This window comes from Jannaschia aquimarina (genome assembly GCF_000877395.1).
In the GTDB taxonomy this organism is placed as follows: domain Bacteria; phylum Pseudomonadota; class Alphaproteobacteria; order Rhodobacterales; family Rhodobacteraceae; genus Jannaschia; species Jannaschia aquimarina.
Window position 1 is genome coordinate 279,410 of sequence record NZ_JYFE01000060.1, and the last position, 20,188, is coordinate 299,597.

Annotated in this window: 18 protein-coding genes; 10 read left to right on the top strand and 8 right to left on the bottom strand. The window is 66.0% G+C overall.

Annotation, left to right across the window (positions count from 1 at the left end; all coding sequences use genetic code 11):
• Positions 1–88: 88 nt before the first annotated feature.
• Entirely contained in the window at positions 89–1,726 is a 1,638-nt protein-coding gene (locus jaqu_RS16790; RefSeq protein ID WP_043920241.1) for a calcium-binding protein, read from the bottom strand.
• 360 nt (positions 1,727–2,086) lie between these two features.
• Between jaqu_RS16790 and jaqu_RS21720 the strand changes: the two genes are divergently transcribed.
• The 3 genes from jaqu_RS21720 to jaqu_RS21435 are packed head-to-tail and all read left to right on the top strand — an operon-like array spanning position 2,087 to position 4,437.
• Positions 2,087–2,662 carry an RNA polymerase sigma factor gene (locus tag jaqu_RS21720; protein ID WP_043920132.1) on the top strand — a complete coding sequence of 192 codons (576 nt, stop codon included), beginning with the start codon at positions 2,087–2,089 and terminating at the stop codon, positions 2,660–2,662.
• Between the two features lie 58 nt (positions 2,663–2,720).
• Entirely contained in the window at positions 2,721–3,296 is a 576-nt protein-coding gene (locus jaqu_RS21430) for a hypothetical protein (RefSeq protein WP_141134290.1), read from the top strand.
• A gap of 4 nt (positions 3,297–3,300) precedes the next feature.
• Positions 3,301–4,437: a S8 family serine peptidase gene (locus jaqu_RS21435; RefSeq protein WP_052501032.1), complete on the top strand. Its 1,137-nt coding sequence runs from the start codon at positions 3,301–3,303 to the stop codon at positions 4,435–4,437.
• Positions 4,438–5,196: 759 nt separating this feature from the next.
• Here the strand turns inward: jaqu_RS21435 and jaqu_RS16810 are convergent.
• Together jaqu_RS16810 and jaqu_RS16815 are read right to left on the bottom strand one after the other, a co-directional pair.
• Complete coding sequence (locus jaqu_RS16810; RefSeq protein WP_043920133.1) at positions 5,197–6,180, bottom strand: zinc-dependent alcohol dehydrogenase family protein; 984 nt, start codon at positions 6,178–6,180, stop codon at positions 5,197–5,199.
• Positions 6,181–6,182: 2 nt separating this feature from the next.
• Positions 6,183–6,662, bottom strand: coding sequence for a hypothetical protein (locus jaqu_RS16815; RefSeq protein WP_043920134.1), 480 nt, complete (start codon positions 6,660–6,662; stop codon positions 6,183–6,185).
• A 459-nt stretch (positions 6,663–7,121) separates the two neighbouring features.
• Between jaqu_RS16815 and jaqu_RS16820 the strand changes: the two genes are divergently transcribed.
• Positions 7,122–11,957 carry a Calx-beta domain-containing protein gene (locus jaqu_RS16820; RefSeq protein ID WP_043920135.1) on the top strand — a complete coding sequence of 1,612 codons (4,836 nt, stop codon included), beginning with the start codon at positions 7,122–7,124 and terminating at the stop codon, positions 11,955–11,957.
• A 64-nt stretch (positions 11,958–12,021) separates the two neighbouring features.
• Positions 12,022–12,354 carry an integrase core domain-containing protein gene (locus jaqu_RS21180; protein ID WP_392387223.1) on the top strand — a complete coding sequence of 111 codons (333 nt, stop codon included), beginning with the start codon at positions 12,022–12,024 and terminating at the stop codon, positions 12,352–12,354.
• On the opposite strand, the gene jaqu_RS21885 is transcribed toward jaqu_RS21180, so the two are convergent.
• Entirely contained in the window at positions 12,312–12,449 is a 138-nt protein-coding gene (locus jaqu_RS21885) for a hypothetical protein (protein WP_169746095.1), read from the bottom strand. The two genes, jaqu_RS21180 and jaqu_RS21885, sit on opposite strands and share 43 nt — an antisense overlap.
• Positions 12,450–12,518: 69 nt before the next feature.
• On the opposite strand from jaqu_RS21885, the gene jaqu_RS16830 reads away from it, so the two are divergent.
• Positions 12,519–12,872 (top strand): hypothetical protein, encoded by a 354-nt coding sequence (locus jaqu_RS16830; RefSeq protein ID WP_043920137.1) that lies wholly within the window; start codon positions 12,519–12,521, stop codon positions 12,870–12,872.
• Between the two features lie 325 nt (positions 12,873–13,197).
• Here jaqu_RS16830 and jaqu_RS16835 read toward each other — a convergent pair whose 3' ends face one another.
• From jaqu_RS16835 to jaqu_RS16845, 3 genes are all read right to left on the bottom strand, one after another.
• Positions 13,198–13,839: an OmpA family protein gene (locus tag jaqu_RS16835; RefSeq protein ID WP_043920244.1), complete on the bottom strand. Its 642-nt coding sequence runs from the start codon at positions 13,837–13,839 to the stop codon at positions 13,198–13,200.
• Positions 13,840–13,996: 157 nt separating this feature from the next.
• Positions 13,997–14,866, bottom strand: coding sequence for a methylated-DNA--[protein]-cysteine S-methyltransferase (locus jaqu_RS16840; protein WP_043920138.1), 870 nt, complete (start codon positions 14,864–14,866; stop codon positions 13,997–13,999).
• Between the two features lie 9 nt (positions 14,867–14,875).
• Positions 14,876–15,940, bottom strand: a complete 1,065-nt coding sequence (locus tag jaqu_RS16845; protein ID WP_043920139.1) for a Hint domain-containing protein — start codon at positions 15,938–15,940, stop codon at positions 14,876–14,878.
• 108 nt (positions 15,941–16,048) lie between these two features.
• Here jaqu_RS16845 and nth point away from each other — a divergent pair, with 108 nt between their 5' ends.
• From nth to denD, 4 genes are all read left to right on the top strand, one after another.
• Complete coding sequence (gene nth, locus jaqu_RS16850; RefSeq protein ID WP_043920140.1) at positions 16,049–16,702, top strand: endonuclease III; 654 nt, start codon at positions 16,049–16,051, stop codon at positions 16,700–16,702.
• Positions 16,699–17,097: a hypothetical protein gene (locus jaqu_RS16855; RefSeq protein WP_043920141.1), complete on the top strand. Its 399-nt coding sequence runs from the start codon at positions 16,699–16,701 to the stop codon at positions 17,095–17,097. Before nth ends, jaqu_RS16855 begins: the two co-directional genes overlap by 4 nt.
• A 63-nt stretch (positions 17,098–17,160) precedes the next feature.
• On the top strand, positions 17,161–18,147 hold the full coding sequence (locus jaqu_RS16860; RefSeq protein WP_043920142.1) for an adenosine kinase: 987 nt from the start codon (positions 17,161–17,163) through the stop codon (positions 18,145–18,147).
• Between the two features lie 78 nt (positions 18,148–18,225).
• Positions 18,226–19,209, top strand: a complete 984-nt coding sequence (denD, locus tag jaqu_RS16865) for a D-erythronate dehydrogenase (RefSeq protein ID WP_043920143.1) — start codon at positions 18,226–18,228, stop codon at positions 19,207–19,209.
• 90 nt (positions 19,210–19,299) lie between these two features.
• Here denD and jaqu_RS16870 read toward each other — a convergent pair whose 3' ends face one another.
• Positions 19,300–20,187, bottom strand: coding sequence for a carbohydrate ABC transporter permease (locus jaqu_RS16870; RefSeq protein WP_043920144.1), 888 nt, complete (start codon positions 20,185–20,187; stop codon positions 19,300–19,302).
• Position 20,188 lies beyond the last annotated feature (1 nt).

The window sequence follows — 20,188 nt, forward strand, 5'->3', positions numbered from 1 at the left end:
AGGGTGGGCCATGCACAAGCCCCGCCAGTCGGGGACTGACGGGGCCGCACGCTCTCGGCCGAAAGCCGAGCTACCGCTTACACAACTCTCACGCCATCAAGAGATCGCTGGCACCGAGATCCGCGATATTCGCGTCTTCGATCATGATCGACCGACCATTGATCGAGAGTTCGATGTCGTCGCCGACCTGTTCCATGCTCTGGACCATGGCCGCCGGCGCGAGTTCCGCACCGATCCCTTCGAAAACGATGCTGTCCACGCCGACTTCGAAGTCCAGAATGACGTCGACGCCTTCATCTCCGAAGTCGAAGACGAACGTGTCAGCGCCCGCTCCGCCGCTCATGATGTCGTTCCCGCTCCCGCTGCGGATCACGTTGTCGCCGTCATCGCCTCGGATCGTGTCGTCGAAGGCCGTGCCGGTGACGTTCTCGAAGTTTACCGCCGTCGAGCCGTCCATCGTGCCCGCAGACAGGTCGACCTCGATGCCCGCCGCGGCCTGGCTCAGGTCCAGCGTGTCGATGCCGTCGCCGCCGTCCAGATCCAGCCGGATCTCGTCCAGCACCAGATCGACGATCACCGCGGTGTCGTCCCCGCCGCCGAAGTTCGTTTCCAGGTCTTCGGTCTTGCGGATGTCGAGCTGGAACAGCCCCCGCTCGGTCTGATCGTTCACTTCGATCCGGGCGAACTGGACGCCTTTGTCCGTTACCGAAAACTCGGCCACGTCCTTGTTCTGGAGGTCGTCGTTGACGAGGTCGGTGTCGAAGTTGACCTGCACGCGGTCGTAGCCGCTGCCGCCGTTCATCTTGTCGGACCCGTCGCCGTTGTTCCAGACGAGCAGGTCGTTACCCGCCCCACCGGACATCTTGTCGTCGCCCTTGTTGCCGACGATGCGATCGTCGCCGCCGCGGCCGTTGAGACGGTCTTCGCCGTCCCCGCCCGATAGGACGTTGTCCTCGCGATCGCCGCGGATCCTGTCATCGAACGCGGTGCCGACGACGTTCTCGAAGTTCACCGCAGCCGAGTCGCCAAGCTGGCCCTTGCCCAGATCGACCTTGCCGACGGGCCCCGCGGCCTGGCTCAGGTCCAGCGTGTCGATGCCGTCGCCGCCGTCCAGGTCGAGTGTGATCTCGTCCAGCACCAGATCGACGATCACCGCGGTGTCGTCCCCGCCGCCGAAGTTCGTCTCCAGGTCTTCGGTCTTGCGGATGTCGAGCTGGAACAGCCCCCGCTCGGTCTGATCGTTCACTTCGATCCGGGCGAACTGGACGCCTTTGTCCGTTACCGAAAACTCGGCCACGTCCTTGTTCTGCAGGTCGTCGTTGACGAGGTCGGTGTCGAAGTTGACCTGCACGCGGTCGTAGCCGCTGCCGCCGTTCATCTTGTCGGACCCGTCGCCGTTGTTCCAGACCAGCAGGTCGTTCCCCGAGCCGCCGGACATCCGGTCGTTGCCCTTGTTACCGACGATGCGGTCGTCGCGCGACCCGCCACGCAGGTCGTCCTCGCCGTCGCCGCCTTCGACCGTGTCGTCGCCGGCACCACCGAAGATTGTGTCGTCGCCCAGGCCCCCAAGCAGCTTGTCGTGACCGGCAAGGCCGAAGATCTGGTCGTCGCCGCCCTGTCCGTCGATGTTGTCGGCGGCGAGTGTTCCGACGAGCAACTCCGCGGCGTCGGTGCCGCGGGACAGGGGGCCACCTTCGAGGAGTTCTTTGGTGGTGATGATAGGCATTGGAATCTCCATGCGTGAATGGGTTTCAATCAGGTTCCTCTTCACCGACCGGGCTGGCCCGATCCTTCGCTCGGTGCGCTGCCAGCCGGTGAGATACCCGTTGGTCGTCGCCGCCCCCGCTCCGGTTCAAAAAATTTTCGGAAAGGTTTTCCGACCCGGTTGATCCGGTCCCGGAGGTGGGATTTCAGCGAGCGGTCGGGTGGCGTGCATCGGCGGGCGCCGACCTTGCCGATCGCTCCGCTGCAGGGGTTTGCCCGACTGGCAGGCTGGGTTAACCTCCGTCCGGGGCCGACCAGCGCGGATCCGCCCCTTCCCCGCGATGGGTACTCCATCCGAGTGAGACGACGGCGAGTTCCGGCCATGCGTGCTTCCGACGAGGCTCTTTCCAGACAAAAGCGCGCGAACGACGCGGCGCTTCTGTCGCGCGTGGCCGATGGGGACACAGCGGCGATGAAGGCGCTTTACATGGCCCATGCCGACGCGGTGGGCCGTTTCGTGCGCGCCCGCGTGCGCGACGACGCGGAGGCGGCCGATATCGTCCACGACACGATGATGAGCGTCTGGCGCGGCGCGGCGGGCTTCGAGGGCCGCTCCAGCGTCCTGTCGTGGATCCTGACGCTGGCCCGGAACCGGACAGTGGATCACATCCGCAAGCAGGCGCGTGTCACTCTCGGAGAACCGGACGACACGATCCCGGACGGAGACCCCGATCCCGAACAGGTGCTGGGCGCCGCCCAGGATGCCGAGCGCCTGCGCATCTGCGTCGAGAAGCTGCCGGAGCGCCAGCGCGCCGCGATCCACCTCGCCTTCTTCCAGGAGATGACCTGCGCCGAGATCGCGGAGGTCGAGGACGTCCCGGAAGGCACGGTCAAAAGCCGCATCTACCACGCCAAGCAACTGCTGATGCGATGCCTGTCCCGGGGTGGGATCACATGATTTTGAACCGGATTGCCGCTCGTTCGTCCAACGGACAGACGCCGCGATGGAGGTGGCCATGGACCGGCCCGACGGACTGAACGAGGATGACCTGCTCGCCTATGCGCGCGGCGATGCCACACCGGACGAGGCGGCACGGATCGAAGCCGCCGCCGCCCGCGATCCTGCACTGAAGGCGGAACTGGCGTTGATGGCCGGCCTCAAGGGCGCGCTTGCCGCGTCCACCGACCGGCCCGATGCCCGCGCCTTCGGTTGGAAACGCCTGGAGGCCGAGATCGGGCGGGCCCCCGCCGAGACCCAGGCCGCGCCGCGTGGGCGGATCTGGCAATTGGCGGCCGTCTTCCTGGGTGCGATCGTCTTGGTGCAGGGCTCCTACATCGCCCTCGGCCCCGACGCGCCGCTTTATCGCACCGTGTCCGAAGAGACGGATGGCGCGACCCTTGGCATCGCCTTCGCGCCCGGCGCGGCCGCCGCCGATATCGAAGCGCTCCTTCGGGAGACGGGCGCACGCATCGTGGATGGGCCAAGCGCCATCGGCCTCTATCGCATCGCCTTCGAGGACGAGGTCGCGCGGACGGAGGCGCGCGCCGCGCTCGAGGCGTCCGCGCTTGTCGAACTCGTGGCGGAGGAATGATCCGATGCGTCTGTTCGTGATCCTTTGCCTCGCGCTCGCCGCCTGCACGACGGCCGGGGGGCAGGCTCCGCGGGTCGCGGGACCGAACGGTCTGCCGCTGGCCGTCGTCGACGCCCGCGAGCTCATCGTGCTGACGGCCGAGGCGCCCGAAACCCTGATCTCGCGCGCCGAGGGGCTGGGCTACACACTGCGCGCCGTCCACCCCTTGCCCGAACTCGACGACACGCTCGTTTCGCTCCGCATCCCTGACGGTCGGTCCATCCCGGAGGCGATCGCCGAGATCGAGGCGGCCGTGCCCGGTGTCACGGCCGGTGCCAACCATGTCTACCGCCTGCAGGCCACTGACGGAGGGGGCGGCCGCGATTACGCCGCCGCGATGATCGGCTGGCCTCCGGACGGATGCCGCGCCCGGGCCAGCGTGGGTATGATCGACGCCGCGATCACGCCCGGCCATCCGGCACTTCGGGCGGGGCGCATCGTCCAGCGGGCCTTCACCGACGGTGGGACAGCACCTGCCACGTCTCACGGCGCCCTCGTGGCCGACCTCCTGATCGGAGAGGACCGGTTGCGCGACACGACCCTGCTCAGCGCCGCGGTCGTCGATCCCGGTCTCGACGGGGGTGGGGCGAGCGGGGTCGTCGCGATCCTGCGGGCGGTGGACTGGCTGTCCGCCGAGGGGGCGGACGTGGTCAATATCAGCCTCGCCGGCCCTTACAACAAGCTGTTGGATCGCGCCCTGGGTCAGGCGGCGTCACAGGGCATGACGTTCGTCGCCGCAGTGGGCAATGCCGGGCCGAGGCGCCCGCCGCAATATCCGGCGGCCTTCCCCTTCGCCCTTGCCGTGACGGCCGTGGATCGTGACGGCGCGATCTATCGCAATGCCATCCGCGGCCCCCATGTCGACATCGCCGCACCGGGCGTCGACATCCTGGCCGCGCCCGGCGGCCGTCTGACCGTGTCGAGTGGAACATCGCTCGCCGCGCCCTTCGTCACCGCGACCGTCGCGTCCGATCCCGCTCTGGCCCGGCTCGCCCCCGCGCGCCTGCGGGCGGAGCTCGCCCGCCGCGCCCGCGATCTTGGCGAAGCGGGGCGGGACGATATCTTCGGCGCGGGCCTGTTGCGCGTCGGCGCGGCCTGCTGACGGCGGATCCCGGGCGGTGGTCCCGGTCTGCTCGGCGATTAAGGCTGTTGCATCAAACGGAACCTCCGGCGGAGGTTCCCCTCTTTGGAGCCCGGGGTGCTGTGCGGATCGTAGCGCAAAGGACGTCGTCCGACGCGTCCCGTACGCCGGCCATCCGGATCAATTCGGGTGGGGTGCGTGCGCTAGATTCGACACTCGCGGTGCGCACGAGTTGCTCGATGGCGGCGGACAGCGCAGCGAGCGTTGGGCAAAGACAGAAATCAGGCGGACTTTCTCCAGAGGACGGCTCTGACGGCTGGTGAAGCCGGATGCTGTCCCCGCTTTGACTTGCCCGATCGAGACAGGCTCAAGCTGCGTTTCTACGCGGCGCTAGTTCGTGCGGATGACACCACGCAGCGTGCTTCACGTTCCGCTCGACCTGCCCTCTGGAAAGGAGCCACGAGAGCTTCGTGTCGGGACCTGAGCGTATCAGGAGGAGCAGGTCGGGCCTCGACCCAGCGATGGCGCAATCCGGCCAAAGAGATCTTGAACCTTAAAGAGCGCAGTCAACAGGCGGCGCCGGGGCGGACACGATGTTGCCGACCAAAGATGCTATCCACGCTTGCCTCGCCTCTATGGCTCCTCATCACGTACACGTTCTCACAGCCGGAGAAGTGGTCCTCGAGCGCAACTTGCAGCCGAGGCGCAGCGCCTGACATGGCCGTATTGCAGCCCAATTGGCCGCGCGCATCCGCACGGCGTCGACAGCCATTGGTGGCGTCAGGGCACCAGCACGGCAGCGCCCTGGATCCGTCCCGCCCGCAGATCATTGAGCGCCACGTTCGCCTGATCGAGGGGGTAGGGGACGGTCGTGGTCCGCACGCCCGCCTTGCTGGCCAGCGGCAAGAAGGCCTCGCCGTCGGCCCGCGTCAGGTTCGCGACCGAGACGATCCTCCGCTCGCCCCACAGATCGGCATAGGGAAACGACGGAATGTCGCTCATGTGGATGCCGCCACAGATGACGGTGCCGCCTTTTCGGACGGCTTTCAGCGCCGCAGGCACGAGCGCGCCGACCGGCGCAAAAAGGATCGCCGAGTCGAGTGGCTCGGGCGAAGCCTGGTCCGAACCACCCGCCCAGACGGCGCCCGATTCGCGTGCGAACGCTTGCGCGGCCGTGTCGCCAGGGCGCGTGAAGGCCAGCACCTCCCGCCCTTGCCAGACCGCCACCTGCGCCAGGATATGCGCGGCGGCGCCAAAGCCATAGAAACCGATCCGTCGCGCATCCCCGGCCATCGCGAGGCTCCGGTAGCCAATCAGCCCGGCGCATAGCAGCGGCGCTTGGGCAACCGGGTCCCCGTCGGCAGGCAGGGGAAAGACGTAGCGCGCGTCGGCTGTGCAGCGCTCGGCGAAGCCGCCGTTGAGCGTGTAGCCCGTGAAGCCCGGTGCATCGCAGAGGTTTTCTCGACCGTCGCGGCAATAGGGACAGGCCCCGCAGGTCCGTCCGAGCCACGGCACGCCGACGCGATCGCTGATCGAAATCCCCGCCACTCCGGGACCAAGCGAGCGGATACGGCCAACGATCTCGTGGCCCGGTATCAGGGGAAGGGCGGGATCGGGCAGGTCGCCGTCGACGACATGCAGATCCGTTCGGCAGACGCCGCAGGCTTCGACCGTTATCTCCACTGCACCCCGACCGGGCGGCGGTAGATCGACCCGCTCGGCCTGCAGCCGACGCGCGCCCGCATGAAGAACCATCGCACGCATGGTCACACGACTCTGTTCGGATAGGCTCGCGTCACCGAGAGCGCCGCTACCTCATGCGAGAGCCGAACCTCGAAAACAGACTGATGGTCCCCACCGGAGATGTGTTCGCCGGTGGCGAGACCGGAACTCCGCATCCGCACCGAGCGGCCGTCACTTGGCGCCGCGACACGCGTCATATTGCGCGCCTGCCCGCGGCCATGGTCTTTGGCGGGGTTCCGGATACCGGCGCAGGAACACGGCCGGTCCGTATTCGGCAAGAGGTCGGAGAGCCTCCCCCGGAAGTCACAGGGGTGGGCGGCGTTGCGGCGGGCCAGTGGCGCGCCGTCGGGGCCTGTCTGCACGGCAGCCATGCGAGGCAATCGGACGGTGCCGGGACGGTGGATGTCGTTGAGGGACACCAGCAGCGCGGCGATCGCGATGGCCGTGCAGCCGACGATCTGACTCGTGAAGGCATGCCCGCGCTTGCTGGCGTGATCTGGCACGGCGTCCTCCTGAGGGATCGGATCCGGGGGACCAGTACCGCGAACCGGTGTAAAGCACTTTGATGGAGGTCAAGGGGTCGTACGATCCGTTCGATAAAGCTCGATTCTTTCGCGACGGATGAGCTGCTGCAACGAAACCTAAGCTCGGACCCACTGAATGTGACGGCGTCCATTGTTCGATGTCGTGATGATCTCTGCCCGTTACCTGCCGGGCCGCTTCGCCCCATGCCATCGCTGGGCGTGACCAAACGCGGCGTCGTCGCGATGGAAGCTCGGCCCAAAAAACGGGCGTTCAGGTGACCGCACTTTTGGCAAGATGCGGACGGTCCGTCTTGGGTTGTCGATGTCGGCCCGCAGGATTGTCTTTAATCTTTACAGGACCATCGGGACCATGCTCACAGTCGTTTCCGTAGCGTTAACAAAAAGTGTAACCGGTCCGGTTGCGTTCCGAGGATACAGATGCCGACAATTTCCGTCTCCCGTATTACCATCGACGAAGGTAATTTCTCCCGCCCGACCGTCGAGTTTCGTGTCACCCTGTCTGAGCCGACGCTCGACGCGGTCACGATGGATTACCGCGCGTTCGGCGATACGGCTTGGGACAGCGATTTCTTTGGCGGCTTCGCATCCAGCAGCAACTTCGGAACACTCACGATCCCGCCGGGCGACACGACCGGGATCATAACGCTCTCGATTCAGCCCGACAGTGTCGATGAGAGGGACGAGAATTTCGGACTGCAGCTCGAAAACCTGTCGAGCAACGCCGAGTTCGACAATGGCGAGACCGTGTTGCGGACTGGTGGCATCATTCGCGATGACGACGGAACAGGGCAGAACCGGTCGATCTTCGTCTCCGACGTCGTTCTGGTCGAGGGGGACAGCGGCAGCAAGGAAGCGGTCTTCGACATCCGTCTTTCCCGCGAGGCGACATCGACCTTCAGCGTCAGCTACGCGACGAAGGATATCAGCGCCGTCGCGGGGCAGGATTATTCAGCGAGGTCCGGCACACTGACCTTCCGGCCGGGCGACGACTTCAAGCAGGTCCGCGTTCCGGTCACATCGGACAGTGTCGCCGAGATCACCGAAAGCTTCGGCCTGACCCTTGGTGTGTCTTCATCCTTGAACATCGACATCAGCGGCGCGTCCGGCGAGGCCTTCATCCGCGACGACGACAGCGGGTCGGGCCCGGTCGTTTCGGTCAAGCGCGCGGTGATCGAGGAAGACGATTTCTCGAACAAGCCTCTCGCATTCGAGATCAGCCTGTCAGAAGCTGCCATCGACGTCGTCACATTGGAATATCAGGTCTTTGCCGGGACCATCGACGAGTTGGACGTCGCCTCGCGGCTGCCATCGACGACCAATGCGGCGCAGGTGACCTTCGATCCGGGCGAAACGACCAAGGTCGTCTATATCCGAACGCGCGGCGACCTAGAGGAAGAACGCGACGAAGACCTGATCTTCCAGCTCGAGAACCTGTCTTCGAATGCCACGTTCGCTGGTGGCGAAGACATCATCCGGACGACCGGTGTAATTCAGGACGATGACGGGGTGGGACCTGACCTCTCCCTCTTCGTGTCTGACCCGATCCTCGTGGAAGGGGACAGCGGCACCAAGGAGGCGGTTTTCGAAATCGTCCTCTCCCGGCCCGCGACCTCATCCTTCCGGGTCGATTACGAAACTCAGGACGGCAGCGCGGTTGCGGGGCAAGACTATACCCGCACCACGGGCACGCTCAGCTTTCAGCCCGGCGAAGACATCAAGGTCGTTCGGGTTCCCGTCAATGGCGACACCCGGATCGAAACGTCGGAGACGTTCTCGCTTGTCCTGGACGCTCCGAGTACGCCGAGCATCACGGTCGGCGGCGGTCTGGCCGGCGAGGCGACGATCCGGGACGACGATGCTGCCAACGGCCGACCCGTGATCTCGATTGCACCGGCCGTCGTGGACGAGTCGGACTTTTCGACACACACGCTGGCCTTCCAGGTCACGCTCTCCGAGCCGGCGCTGGACGAAGTGACGGTGGCGTACGAAGCCCTGCGGGGCACGTCCGAAGACGTGGATCTGATCAGCTTGTTCGGAGATCGGGGCACGGTCGGAACCGTCAGCTTCGCACCAGGGGAAACCAGCCAGACGATCCTCCTGAATGTTCGGGGCGACCGGGACGACGAGCGAGACGAGAGCATCGTGATGCAATTGTCGGAGCCGTCCTCGAATGCGGCGCTTGCCGGAGGCGGCCCGGTTCTGAGGGCAACCGGCGTCATCCGCGACAATGACGGTCTTGGTCCGAACCTCTCGCTGCTCGTCTCCGATCCGATCCTTCTGGAAGGTGACGGCAGGACGCAGGAGGCGGTTTTCGAGCTTCGGCTTTCCCGGCCCGCGACCACGGACATCTCAGTCGATTACGCCACAAGCGACATCGAGGCGGTGGCGGGGCAGGACTACCGGTCGGTGACGGGCACCGCCTCTTTCGCACCGGGCGAAGAGGTCAAGTATGTCCGCGTCCCCGTAATCGGGGATCAGACCGTCGAGGCGTCCGAGAGCTTCGCGCTGACCGCGAGCCTCCGCTCCGGTCCGAGCATCGGAACCGAAGGGCTGAGTGGGACAGCGGTGATCCGCGACGATGATGGCGGAGCCGGGCCGGTCGTCACCATCCGGCCAGCCGTCGTGGACGAGGCCAGCGGCAGCCGTTCCCTTCTGTTTTCCGTCTCCCTCTCCGAAGCGACCACCGATCCTGTCACCTTCGACTACAAGCCGATCGCCAATACCGCCCAGGAAGGCGATCTCGGATCGACGTTCGATACCCGTACCAACACATCCACGCTGACCTTCGAGCCCGGGGAGACCGAGAAGACGATCCGGATCCTGGCGCTGAGCGATCGGGTCGACGAGCGCGACGAGGGTCTGACGCTTCAGGCCTCGAACCTCAGCACCAACGCGCGGTTCGCAGGCGGTGAAGACATCGTGCGGCTGAACGGCGTGATCCGGGATACAGACGGAACGGGGCTGGACCTGGCCGTCATCGTGTCCGAGCCGATCCTGCTTGAAGGTGACCGGGGCCGGGGCGAAGCCGTCTTCGAGCTGCGACTGTCGCGGCCCGCGACGGAAGACCTGCAGATCCGGTACGAAACGCGCGACATCACCGCGACCGCCGGAGAGGATTACGTCGCCGTGTCCGGAACCGCTACGTTCGCGCCGGGTGAAGAGGTCAAGAGCGTTCGCGTCCCGATCATCGCAGACACGATCCCCGAATTGTCGGAATCGTTCGGTCTGGCCGTGACCTCCCCGAGCAGCCCGCGCCTCGACGACGCGGCGCGGGTCGGCGAGGCGCTGATCCGGGATGACGACGGCGCCACCAGCTCCGGATCCATCCTGACCGTGGAGGATGCGGTCACGATCGAGGGAAGGACCCTTCTCTATACGGTGTCGCTCTCGGAGCCGAGCCAGGACGTCGTCACGGCCGAGTACCGCCTCATCGCGGGAACGGCGACGGATCCGGATATCTCGGGAGGACTTGGCAGGAATACGGGAACCGTTCAGATCGACCCGGGCGACACGACGGCCACGATCGCCATCCGGACGAACCGCGACTTCACCGATGAGCGGGACGAAAGCCTGTTTCTGCGACTGGACAATATCGCGGGCGCTTCGTTCTCGGGCGGAACCGACAGTGTCACGACCGTCGGCTTCATCAGGGATACCGACGGCGTCGGTGCGAACCGCGCCGCCGCGGTCACGCCGACACTCGTCAGCGAAGCCGGAGCCGGCGCCACGGCCTACGAGATCAAGGTCAACCTGTCACAGCCTGCGACCGGCCGGACTACGTTCGAGGTCGAGGCACTGGACCAGACCGCGCGGATCGGACGCGACTACCGCCTGATCGACGAGACCGTGACGTTCGAGGTGGGCGACGACAGTGCCGGGATCCGGATCGAGGTGCTGGGCGACGGACGTGCGAATGAGGGCACCGAGACCTTCGCCCTCTCGCTGACCCCCGCCCCCAACGCACCGTTCGTCGGCAACGTCCAGGATGCGGTGATCTCGATAGCCGATGGCCCCTCCGTTCCCACGGACGCTCCGGACGACCGCGTCGGAACCGGCGGGAACGATGCCATCCGGCTTCTGGGCGGAAACGACCGCTTCGACGGGTTGGCAGGCAACGACGACATCCGCGGCGATGGCGGTCGTGACACGTTGATCGGAGGCAGCGGCGAAGACACGCTGAGAGGCGGCTCCGGCGCCGACCTTCTGATCGGAGGGGTGGTGACGGACGTCTCGACCGGCGCGAAGGGGCAGGTCTTTCGGGTCTACCAGGCCACGCTGGACAGACTACCGGACACGGGCGGCTTCGAGAACTGGACGGGGCGGATCGAGCGCGGAGAGCGCAGCCTGGTCGAGGTCATCTCGGGTTTTACCAACTCTCCTGAATTTCAGTCGACCTACGGCGCTTTGAACAACACGCAATTCGTCAATCTGCTCTACAACAATGTCCTCGGACGGGATGCGGATGCCGGTGGCCTGGCCCGCTGGACCGGGGAGTTGGCCGCCGGCGCCTCGCGGGCGGAAGTCGTGCGCGGCTTTTCCGAAAGCCAGGAGTTCAAGAACAACACGAATGACGAGGCCAGCGCCTTCGCGGAAGCCCGCGACCAGGCGGAATTCATCGACGATGTCTTCCGCCTCTATCGCGCGACCCTCGATCGGTCACCGGACACGACGGGCCTGCTGAACTGGTCGGGCCGGTTGGCCGACGGCCGGTCCCTCGAAAGCGTGGCACAGGGGTTCGTGAACTCGCCGGAGTTCCAGCGCGACTATGGCGGTCAGGACGACAGAGGCTTCGTGACGCTCCTTTATAACAACGTTCTCGGCCGAGAACCTGACGACCGGGGGCTGGCGCGCTGGACCGGAGAGCTGGCCAATGGCGCGTCCCGTGCCGAAGTCGTGCTGGGGTTCTCCCAGAGCCCCGAATTCGTAAGGTCGACCTCCTCCGCGGTGGACCGATACATGCAGCGCCGGGACGGCGACGTACTCGAAGGTGGGCCCGGCAACGACGTGCTGGCAGGATCGCTCTTCGCGGACGAGTTCGTCTTCGACGCGGATCATGACGGGCGCGATCTCGTGCTCCAGCTCGACCCGTGGGACGCGCTGCGGTTCCGGGATTTCGGGTACGATTCCCGTGCCGACGTCCTGGCCGAGATGCGGCAGGCCGGGCCCGATCTCGTCTTTGCGGATCAGGGCGTGACCATCACCTTCGCCGATCGGACGTTGGCGGATCTGGACGACGTACAGTTCATCTTCTGACACCGACTTGCGGAACTATCGGGGAGCGCCGGGAGGCCCCGTGTCAGAGGACCGCGGGGCAATGATGCGCGTGCGGTTCATCGAGCCAGGCAAGGCCAGGCAGAACGCCTTCGTGGAGAGGTTCAACGGCAAGTTCCGGGACGAGTGCCTGAACCTTCGCTGGTTCCGCTCGCTACGTCATGCGCGCGGGGAAATCGGACGAGGACGCTATCGCTACAGACCCAAGCGCCCTCGTTCGTCGCTCGGATACCCGTCCCCGACGGAGGTCCTGAAGAAAACCACCGCGCCAGCGCTTGAGCCTTTTGCGGTCCCACGCTGCCGCTCGACCCTGAAACCCGACCGGGACATTCCAGATCAAGCCGGCCCCGTGTTGGAGAAGGTCAGCAGGATGGACTGATCAGACAGGACATCGATGACGTCGGTCGATCTCGACCGCCGATCGATCCGGATCGTCAGGCACTCCCGCAGGAACTTATGGCTGGAGGCGGTCATCGAAGCCGACCTCCTCGCCCATCCTTGCGTCGCAGCACACGCCCGCTTCGGACGGATGATCGCGCCAACGTGGTGCAGGGCGAGGACGCCGCTCCGGACGCGCTCAAATGTCCCCTTGTTACGAGCGGGACGCGCCGGTCCATCCGGTTCAAACGCCCCAGCGCGTTCAATATCCTGCGCGGCTGGTTGCAGCCCCATCATCCCATGAAGAATCCGGGACTAATACGGGATTTGGCTCGCCAGAGAGCGCTCGAAATTTCCTCCCTCCACCCGGAGAACGTCGAATGCGGAAAGGCCCTGCCCGACCCTCCGGTGACGAGCCTGTCGACCATCACGACCCGCGTCCGCGTCGGCATGGCGAAGCTGCGCGGCCGGTTTCTCCTGCGCGGCACCCTCACCGACGAAGACACCGCAGGTCCATAATCGGAGATCCTCGTGGACTGGCCGATCGCCAGGAAAGAAGCGGAACGGGTGAAATGGGGCGTATCGCTCGGGGCAGCGTCCACTCGGTTGAAAACCCCCGAGGAGGTCGTTCGAAGATTCTTGAATGCTGAGTGCCCCGGCCATCTCGAAATCGACAATCCGGACCAGATATCCGCCAGGGAGTTTCGAAAGCCCAAGCCTGACCATCCCTCCCAAGCGCGAACGAAACGAAGGCGCCACCTCTCGGTGGCACCCTCTCCTTTGTCTCTCGATCACACTTAACCAGTCGACAGCTTCGGGGCCGTCGCGATCGGGTGCTGCCAGATCAGTTCGGGATGATGATGATCTCGACCCGGCGGTTCTGCTGACGGCCTTCCGGTGTCTGGTTCGACGCGATCGGCTGGCTTTCGCCCCGGCCGATGGGCTGGACGCGGCCGGCGGGCACACCAACTTCGTACAGCACCCCGGCGACGGCGCGGGCGCGACGCTCGGACAGATCCTGATTGTAGGCCGCAGAGCCCTGATTGTCGGTGTGGCCGATCACCTGCACGGTGGAGTTCGGATATTGCAGCAGGTTCTGCCCGATCGCACGGATGTCGGATTGCAGATCGGCCCGCAGCGAGGCGCTGTCGGTGGCGAACAGGATGTCCTGAGGCGCCGTCACAACGAGGCGGTCACCGGTATTCGTGACGGTGATGCGGTTGTCGACGCTGTTGCGCAGATCCTGGGCCTGGCGGTCCAGTTCCTGACCGATGCCCGCGCCGATCAGTCCGCCGACGGCGGCTCCGGCCGCGATTTCGTCCGCGCGGCTGCCATCGCCAAGGATCGCGCCGGCGGCGGCCCCGATCCCGGCTCCGATCAGGGCGCCGTCGCGGGTGCGGGTCCTGTCCTCCAGCGTGGGGTCGCAGGCGGCGAGGGTCATCGCTCCGCCGAGGACAAGAATGAGGGGGGTCTTGGCAAGGGTCATCTGCATCGCTTCCATGGTCATGCGCTCCACGCGCAACTCGTTCACGCAGGCCTTGTTCCAGCCGCGCCGTGCGCGCGCCAGACGGATCCCGCGTTCGACGTCACAAGTGGCGAACGGATGCCGATAGGCAATAACGCAAGGTTGCAAGCCCGTATCTTCAGGCGCGCTCCAGCCGCGCGGCTTCCCAAGCCAGGATGGCGCGTTTCACCGGAAGACCCCAGTGGTATCCGCCCAACCCGCCGGATTTTCGCAGTGCGCGGTGGCAGGGGATCAGGTAGCTGACCGGATTGCGCCCGACGGCGGTTCCGACGGCCCGCACGGCCTTGGGGTGGCCGATGGCCCGCGCGACCTCGGAGTAGGTGGTCACATGACCTGACGGGATGCGCATCAAGGCCTCCCAGACCTTGATCTGGAACGGCGCCCCGATGAGGTGCAACCTCGCCTCGCCCCCGTCGAACAGGCCGTCGATGAAAGGAGCGACCGCATCTCGATCCGGGACGAAGCGCGCCTTCGGCCAGCGGGCGCGCATGTCCGCGATGGCCGCCTCGCGCCCGGTCTCCTCGCTGAAGGCAAGGCCACAGAGGCCCCGGTCGGTGGCCAGGGCAAGCCCTTCACCGAACGGCGTCTGGAACCACCCCTCGCGGATCACCAGCCCCTCGCCCCCACGCGCGTAGTCGCCCGGAGACATGGCTTCCCAGCGAAGAAAGAGATCGTGAAGACGAGAGGACCCGGACAGCCCGACCGAATGCGCGGTCTCCAGCGTCGTGAAACGATCCGACAGCAGGGCCTTGGCATGGCCGAGCGCAAGATACTGCCCCAGCCGCTTCGGGCTGATCCCCGCCCAGGCGCTGAAGATGCGCTGAAAATGGGCCGGGCTCAGCCCGATGGCGGCGGAGAGTTCGTCCAGCGATGCCTGCGGCGTGGCGTCCACCGCTTCGATCGCGCGACGCATGACGTGGTAGTGGTAGCGGCCCTCGTCCGGGTCGGAGGCGGGCGGATCCAAGAGGGTGGGACTAAGCTCGGTCATGGCGCGAGATTAGGCCGCCCGGCTCTCCCGCGCGACCCGCTTCTTGCGCCTTCGGTCCGTGCGCCCCACAGGGCCGAGCAGCGCGGCAACCTCCTGCCCGCCGATGACGGGACGCGCCGTGCGCCTGTGGCCCCGAGCCAGTTCGAGGCGCAACGCCTCCGGTACAGTCATGCCATCCGGGTCGGCCGCACGGTCCCCCAGAAAGAGGCTTTCCACCCAGAGGCCGTTCGCACGGATGACGGCATGGCGATCGAGAAGGATGTGGAAAAAGCACATCCATCGGTCGAGCCGTCCGCTCCGCGCACGGCCGGCATCCATAAGATGGCGCGCCGCGGCGAGGACCTCCGGCTCTCCGAACAGGAGGGGACAGGTCGGTGCGTCGAGCAGAACCCGGTGCGACCGCGACAGGACGAGCGGCCCGCGAGGTGCATCGAAGGTCACCGCGGGCGCCCCTCCCGCCGCGAAGCGGCCTACCCACCTCACCGGAAGGGATCCGCCGTCCCGCGTCAGCACCTCGTGTCCGGGCCGCAGCCAGGCGATAGGCACCTCCCCCACAGGGGTCGCGATGCTGGCCGTCGGACCGAAACAGGGCACGCTTTGAAATTCGGAGTATTCCTGACGTGTGTCCGCACGACTCTCGTCGAAATCCTCCGTCTCCGGATCGTCCGCCTGGGCCCGGGTGACATTGTATGAGCCCAGAAACTGATATGTCGTATCCGGGTCGAGCGGCGCGGTCGTCATGTAGCCGACGACCTGGCCGGCGATTTCCACGCGGGTGATCTCTATCCGGGATCCGTCTGGTGCTTCGAAGACGTCGACCTTTTCCGCGTAGACCTGACCGGACGCGACCGGGTTGCCGTACATGTCCGTAACGACGGCATCCTGGGTGTCGTCATCACCCACCTCGTCGAAATCACCGTCGCCGTCGAGGTATCGCCCGGTACTCTGATCGTCGATGTCGATCCGGACCCGGTCGTCCTTGTGACTGTAGGTCGAGGCGAGCGTCAGTTCGCCCGTCGCGGAATCGTAGGAAAACGCATCGATCGTGTAGGCATTGAAGGAATAGGTGGGCATCGTGGTTCCACGTCCGGCGCCTGCCTCGGCTAACAGCGGAACCTTTCCCGAACATGAATCGCACGCCGCACGGCTTGCAGCCCTCGTCTCGCGCAGCCAGAAGAGCCCATGGCCAAGCTCCCCGCCCCCCTGCCTTATGCCGCCCAACGCGCGATCTTCGAGAGGTTCCGCGAAGGCGAGCCCGAGCCGGTCGGCGAACTTGAACACGTGAACGCCTACACGCTCGTCGTTGCCGTCGCGCTCTCGGCTCAGGCGACGGATGCGGGCGTGAACAAGGCGACCCGCACCCTATTCGCCGTTGCCGACACGCCCGAGAAGATGCTGGAGCTGGGCCTCGAGGGCGTGACCGAGCACATCAAGTCCATCGGCCTCTATCGCAACAAGGCCAAGAACGTGATCGCGCTGAGCCGCATTCTGGTCGAGGAATATAACGGTCAGGTCCCGTCCTCTCGGGCCGCCCTGCAATCGCTGCCGGGGGTCGGGCGAAAGACCGCGAATGTCGTCCTGCAGATGTGGTTCGGACATCCCGCCCAGGCCGTCGACACGCATATCTTCCGGGTGGGCAACCGCACGCGGATCGCGCCTGGCAAGGACGTCGATGCCGTCGAACGCGCGATCGAGGACAATGTCCCCGTCGAATACCAGAGCCATTCCCATCACTGGCTGATCCTGCACGGCCGCTACATCTGCGTCGCCCGCAAGCCGAAATGTGGGGCCTGTCCGATCGCCGATCTCTGCCCCTACGAGGAGAAGACCGAATGAGGGCGCTCGTTTTGGCGGCCACCTATGTTGCCGGTCCTGCCTCCGCCGACCTCGCTCGGACCGCGTGCAAGACGGCTCTCTCAGACATGCGGGTCTCCTCCGGTGGACCGGCCGGGGTCCGAATGACAGCGGATCGCGTCACCGCCGCGCTCGGCGGGCTGCATTGCGACGACGCTTCCCTTGTCGAGACGATGGCCCGGAAAGGATATGTGCCGGATGTCGATGGGCCCGCGCCCGATGGCAGGTCGGCGCGAACGGTCTCCTTCGTGCCCACAGATGGCGCGCTGCGCTTACTCTGGCGCGGCGAGCCGCCCCTCGACCCCCGCTGCGCGCGGGGCATCGACTTGCACTTCAACGGCGACCGCTTCGTCGTCGCCACTCCCTCATCCTGCTAGAAATATCCCGGGGGGTCCGGGGGGCTGGCCCCCCGGCGCTCGCCCCACTCGAAAGGCCCGACCATGACCCAGACCTACGACGTGATCGGTATCGGAAACGCCGTCGTCGACATCATCTGCCATTCCGATGACGCCTTCCTGGACCGGATGGGGATCGAGAAGGGCATCATGCAACTGATCGAACGCGACCGGGCCGAGATGCTCTATTCCGAGATGGACGAGCATATCCGCGCGCCCGGCGGCTCGGTCGCCAACACGCTCGCCGGGATCGGCGCGCTCGGCCTGCGGACGGCCTTTATCGGCAAGGTCAAGGACGACGAGCTGGGCCGCTTCTACGCCGCGTCGATGCGCGCGTCCCACACCGATTTTCCCAACGATCCGATGGACGTCGAGCTGCCGACTACCCGATCGATGATCTTCGTGACCCCGGACGGCGAGCGGTCGATGAACACCTATCTGGGTGCCGGCGCCGACATCTCCTCGCGTGACGTGCCCGACGTCTTCGCCGGCGGCGGGCTCCTGTTCCTCGAAGGCTATCTCTTCGACAAGGATGACGGGAAGACCGCCTTTTCAGAGGCCGCCGCCAAGATGAAGGCCGCGGGCGGGCGCAGCGCCATCACCATTTCCGACCCGTTCTGTGCCGAGCGGCATCGCGCGGACTTCCAGCGCCTCATCGCCGAAGACATGGACATCGCGATCGGCAACGCGGCCGAATGGACGACGCTCTATCAGACCGATGACTTGGAGCGGGCCGTAGGTATGGCCGCCGAGGTCTGCGAGATCGTCGCCTGCACCCGGTCGGGCGACGATGTGTGGGTCCGCTCCGGCGGCGAGACGGTCGTCGCGCCCGTGACGCGCGCCCCGGTCGTCGATGCGACGGGCGCAGGCGACCAGTTCGCGGCCGGGTTCCTCTACGGCGTGACTGCGGGTCACGATCTCGACGTCGCGGCCCGAATGGGCGTCCTCTGCGCGCGCGAGGTCATCGGCCATATCGGTCCCCGCCCCCACACGCCGCTGATGGATGTCTTCCGCGCCGAAGGCCTCGCCTGAGCAGACAGCCTGTGCCCGGCACCACCTTGCCCCCGGGCACGAATGGATCACAATCGGCGAAAGCCAGGGAGGCACCTCATGAACATCCTCATCACCGGCGCCGCAGGCATGGTCGGACGCAAACTGACCGAAGAGCTCGTCCGGAGGGGTGAGATCGGGGGAAGGGCGCTCACCGGTCTTACCCTCATCGATATCGTTCCACCCATCGTCCCGGACGGGGTACCCGGCGCGGCCTTGTCGGTCGACATGGCCGACCCGGCCGCGGCACAAGCCCTGATTGAGCAGCGGCCCGACGTGATCTTTCACCTCGCCGCAATCGTCTCGGGCGAGGCGGAGGCGGATTTCGAGAAGGGCTATGGGGTCAATCTCGACGGCACGCTGGCGCTTCTGCGGGCTGTCGCGGCACAGCCAGACTATTGTCCGCGCTTTGTCTTCACGTCGTCCATCGCCGTTTTCGGGGCGCCTCTGCCGGATCCGATCCCCGACGACCACACGCCCGAGCCTCTCACGAGCTACGGCACCCAGAAGGCGATGGGTGAGCTGATGGTCAACGATCTCAGCCGGCGAGGCCTGATCGACGGGATCTCGCTGCGCTTCCCGACGATCTGCATCCGTCCGGGCAAGCCGAATGCCGCGGCGTCCGGGTTCTTTTCGGGCATCCTGCGGGAGCCGCTCAACGGTCAGGAAGCGATACTGCCGGTTCCGGATGACGTGAAGCACTGGCATGCCAGCCCGCGCGCGGCCGTGGCCTTTCTGATCCAGGCCGCCGAGATGGATCTGACGCCGATGGGTCCGCGGCGCGCCCTGTCTCTGCCGGGCGTCGCCGCCACCGTCGGAGAGCAGATCGCCGCTCTCGAACGCGTCGCCGGGCCCGAGGCCGTGGCCCTTATCCGGCGCGAACCGGACGAGACGATCATGCGCATCGTGGAAGGCTGGCCCAGATCCTTCGACCCGGCCCGCGCCCGAAAGCTGGGCTTCGAGGCCGAACCGGACATGGATACGATCATTCGCGTCTATATCGAGGACGAGCTGGACGGCCGCCTCCCTGTCCAGCAAGGCTGACCTCCCCCCTGGGAGATCGTGGGGGCTTCGCCCGCTGACGCCCCGCCCGGTCCACTGGACCGGTCGCCGGGCCTCCGGCCCAGACCGGGGTCAGCCCTTCACCGCGCCTGCCGTGAGGCCGCTGACGATCTGCCGCTGGAAGAACAGGACCAGCACGAAGAGGGGCGCCGTGGCCGAGACGACGGCCGCGACGGCAAACATCACGTTGCCCGCCTCGAAGGTCGATCCCAGGAAGCTCGCGATCTTGGGCACCATCGTCTGGTTTTCCTGGCTCAGCACGAGCGCGGTCACCTGGAAGTCGTTATATGCCAGCAGGAACGAGAACAGCCCCGTCGTGATCACGCCCGGCCACATGACCGGCACGATCACCCTCCAGAACGCCTCGAACCGGGAACATCCGTCGACCATCGCGCTCTCGTCCAAATCCTTGGGGATTTGCAGGAAGAACGAGTGCAGCATCCAGAGCGTGAACGGCTGGTTGATCGCCACCAGCACGATGATCGCCGTCGGAAGGTGCCCCCAGACGTTCCATTCGAAAAACGGCAGCAGATAGCCCGACACGAGCGTGATATGCGGCATCGCCCGGAAGATCAGCGCCAGCATCAGCAGCCAGAACGCGTACCGGTAGCCGGACCTCGCCAGGGCATAGCCACCCAGCGTGCCCAGGGTCAGCGAGATCACCACCGTGGAGAACACGACGATGGTTGTGTTCAACGCCGCGCGCCAGAATTCCTCGCGGATCCAGGCCCCCTCGTAGGCCTGCCCAGTGAAGGCGCCGCCCGTCTCGATCTGCGTACGGATTCCGGTCAGCGCATTGGTCCAGTCGTTGCGCGAGAAGAAATCGCTCTCCACCTTGAAGCTGCCCCAGAGCGTCCAGAAGAACGGAAAGGCGGCGATCAACACCCACAGAACCACGAATGTCGTCGAGACCACGACGAGGGCAGTGGATTTCCTCTGAGAGGAGACGGTTGCCGACATC

Bases quoted from the DNA above. Each gene is read 5' to 3' on its own strand.
- jaqu_RS16790 (WP_043920241.1), bottom strand. From the start codon at position 1,726: ATGCCTATCATCACCACCAAAGAACTCCTCGAAGGTGGCCCCCTGTCC.
- jaqu_RS21720 (WP_043920132.1), top strand. From the start codon at position 2,087: ATGCGTGCTTCCGACGAGGCTCTTTCCAGACAAAAGCGCGCGAACGAC.
- jaqu_RS21430 (WP_141134290.1), top strand. From the start codon at position 2,721: ATGGACCGGCCCGACGGACTGAACGAGGATGACCTGCTCGCCTATGCG.
- jaqu_RS21435 (WP_052501032.1), top strand. From the start codon at position 3,301: ATGCGTCTGTTCGTGATCCTTTGCCTCGCGCTCGCCGCCTGCACGACG.
- jaqu_RS16810 (WP_043920133.1), bottom strand. From the start codon at position 6,180: ATGCGTGCGATGGTTCTTCATGCGGGCGCGCGTCGGCTGCAGGCCGAG.
- jaqu_RS16820 (WP_043920135.1), top strand. From the start codon at position 7,122: ATGCCGACAATTTCCGTCTCCCGTATTACCATCGACGAAGGTAATTTC.
- jaqu_RS21180 (WP_392387223.1), top strand. From the start codon at position 12,022: ATGCGCGTGCGGTTCATCGAGCCAGGCAAGGCCAGGCAGAACGCCTTC.
- jaqu_RS21885 (WP_169746095.1), bottom strand. From the start codon at position 12,449: ATGACCGCCTCCAGCCATAAGTTCCTGCGGGAGTGCCTGACGATCCGG.
- jaqu_RS16835 (WP_043920244.1), bottom strand. From the start codon at position 13,839: ATGACCCTTGCCAAGACCCCCCTCATTCTTGTCCTCGGCGGAGCGATG.
- jaqu_RS16840 (WP_043920138.1), bottom strand. From the start codon at position 14,866: ATGACCGAGCTTAGTCCCACCCTCTTGGATCCGCCCGCCTCCGACCCG.
- jaqu_RS16845 (WP_043920139.1), bottom strand. From the start codon at position 15,940: ATGCCCACCTATTCCTTCAATGCCTACACGATCGATGCGTTTTCCTAC.
- nth (WP_043920140.1), top strand. From the start codon at position 16,049: ATGGCCAAGCTCCCCGCCCCCCTGCCTTATGCCGCCCAACGCGCGATC.
- jaqu_RS16855 (WP_043920141.1), top strand. From the start codon at position 16,699: ATGAGGGCGCTCGTTTTGGCGGCCACCTATGTTGCCGGTCCTGCCTCC.
- jaqu_RS16860 (WP_043920142.1), top strand. From the start codon at position 17,161: ATGACCCAGACCTACGACGTGATCGGTATCGGAAACGCCGTCGTCGAC.
- denD (WP_043920143.1), top strand. From the start codon at position 18,226: ATGAACATCCTCATCACCGGCGCCGCAGGCATGGTCGGACGCAAACTG.
- jaqu_RS16870 (WP_043920144.1), bottom strand. From the start codon at position 20,187: ATGTCGGCAACCGTCTCCTCTCAGAGGAAATCCACTGCCCTCGTCGTG.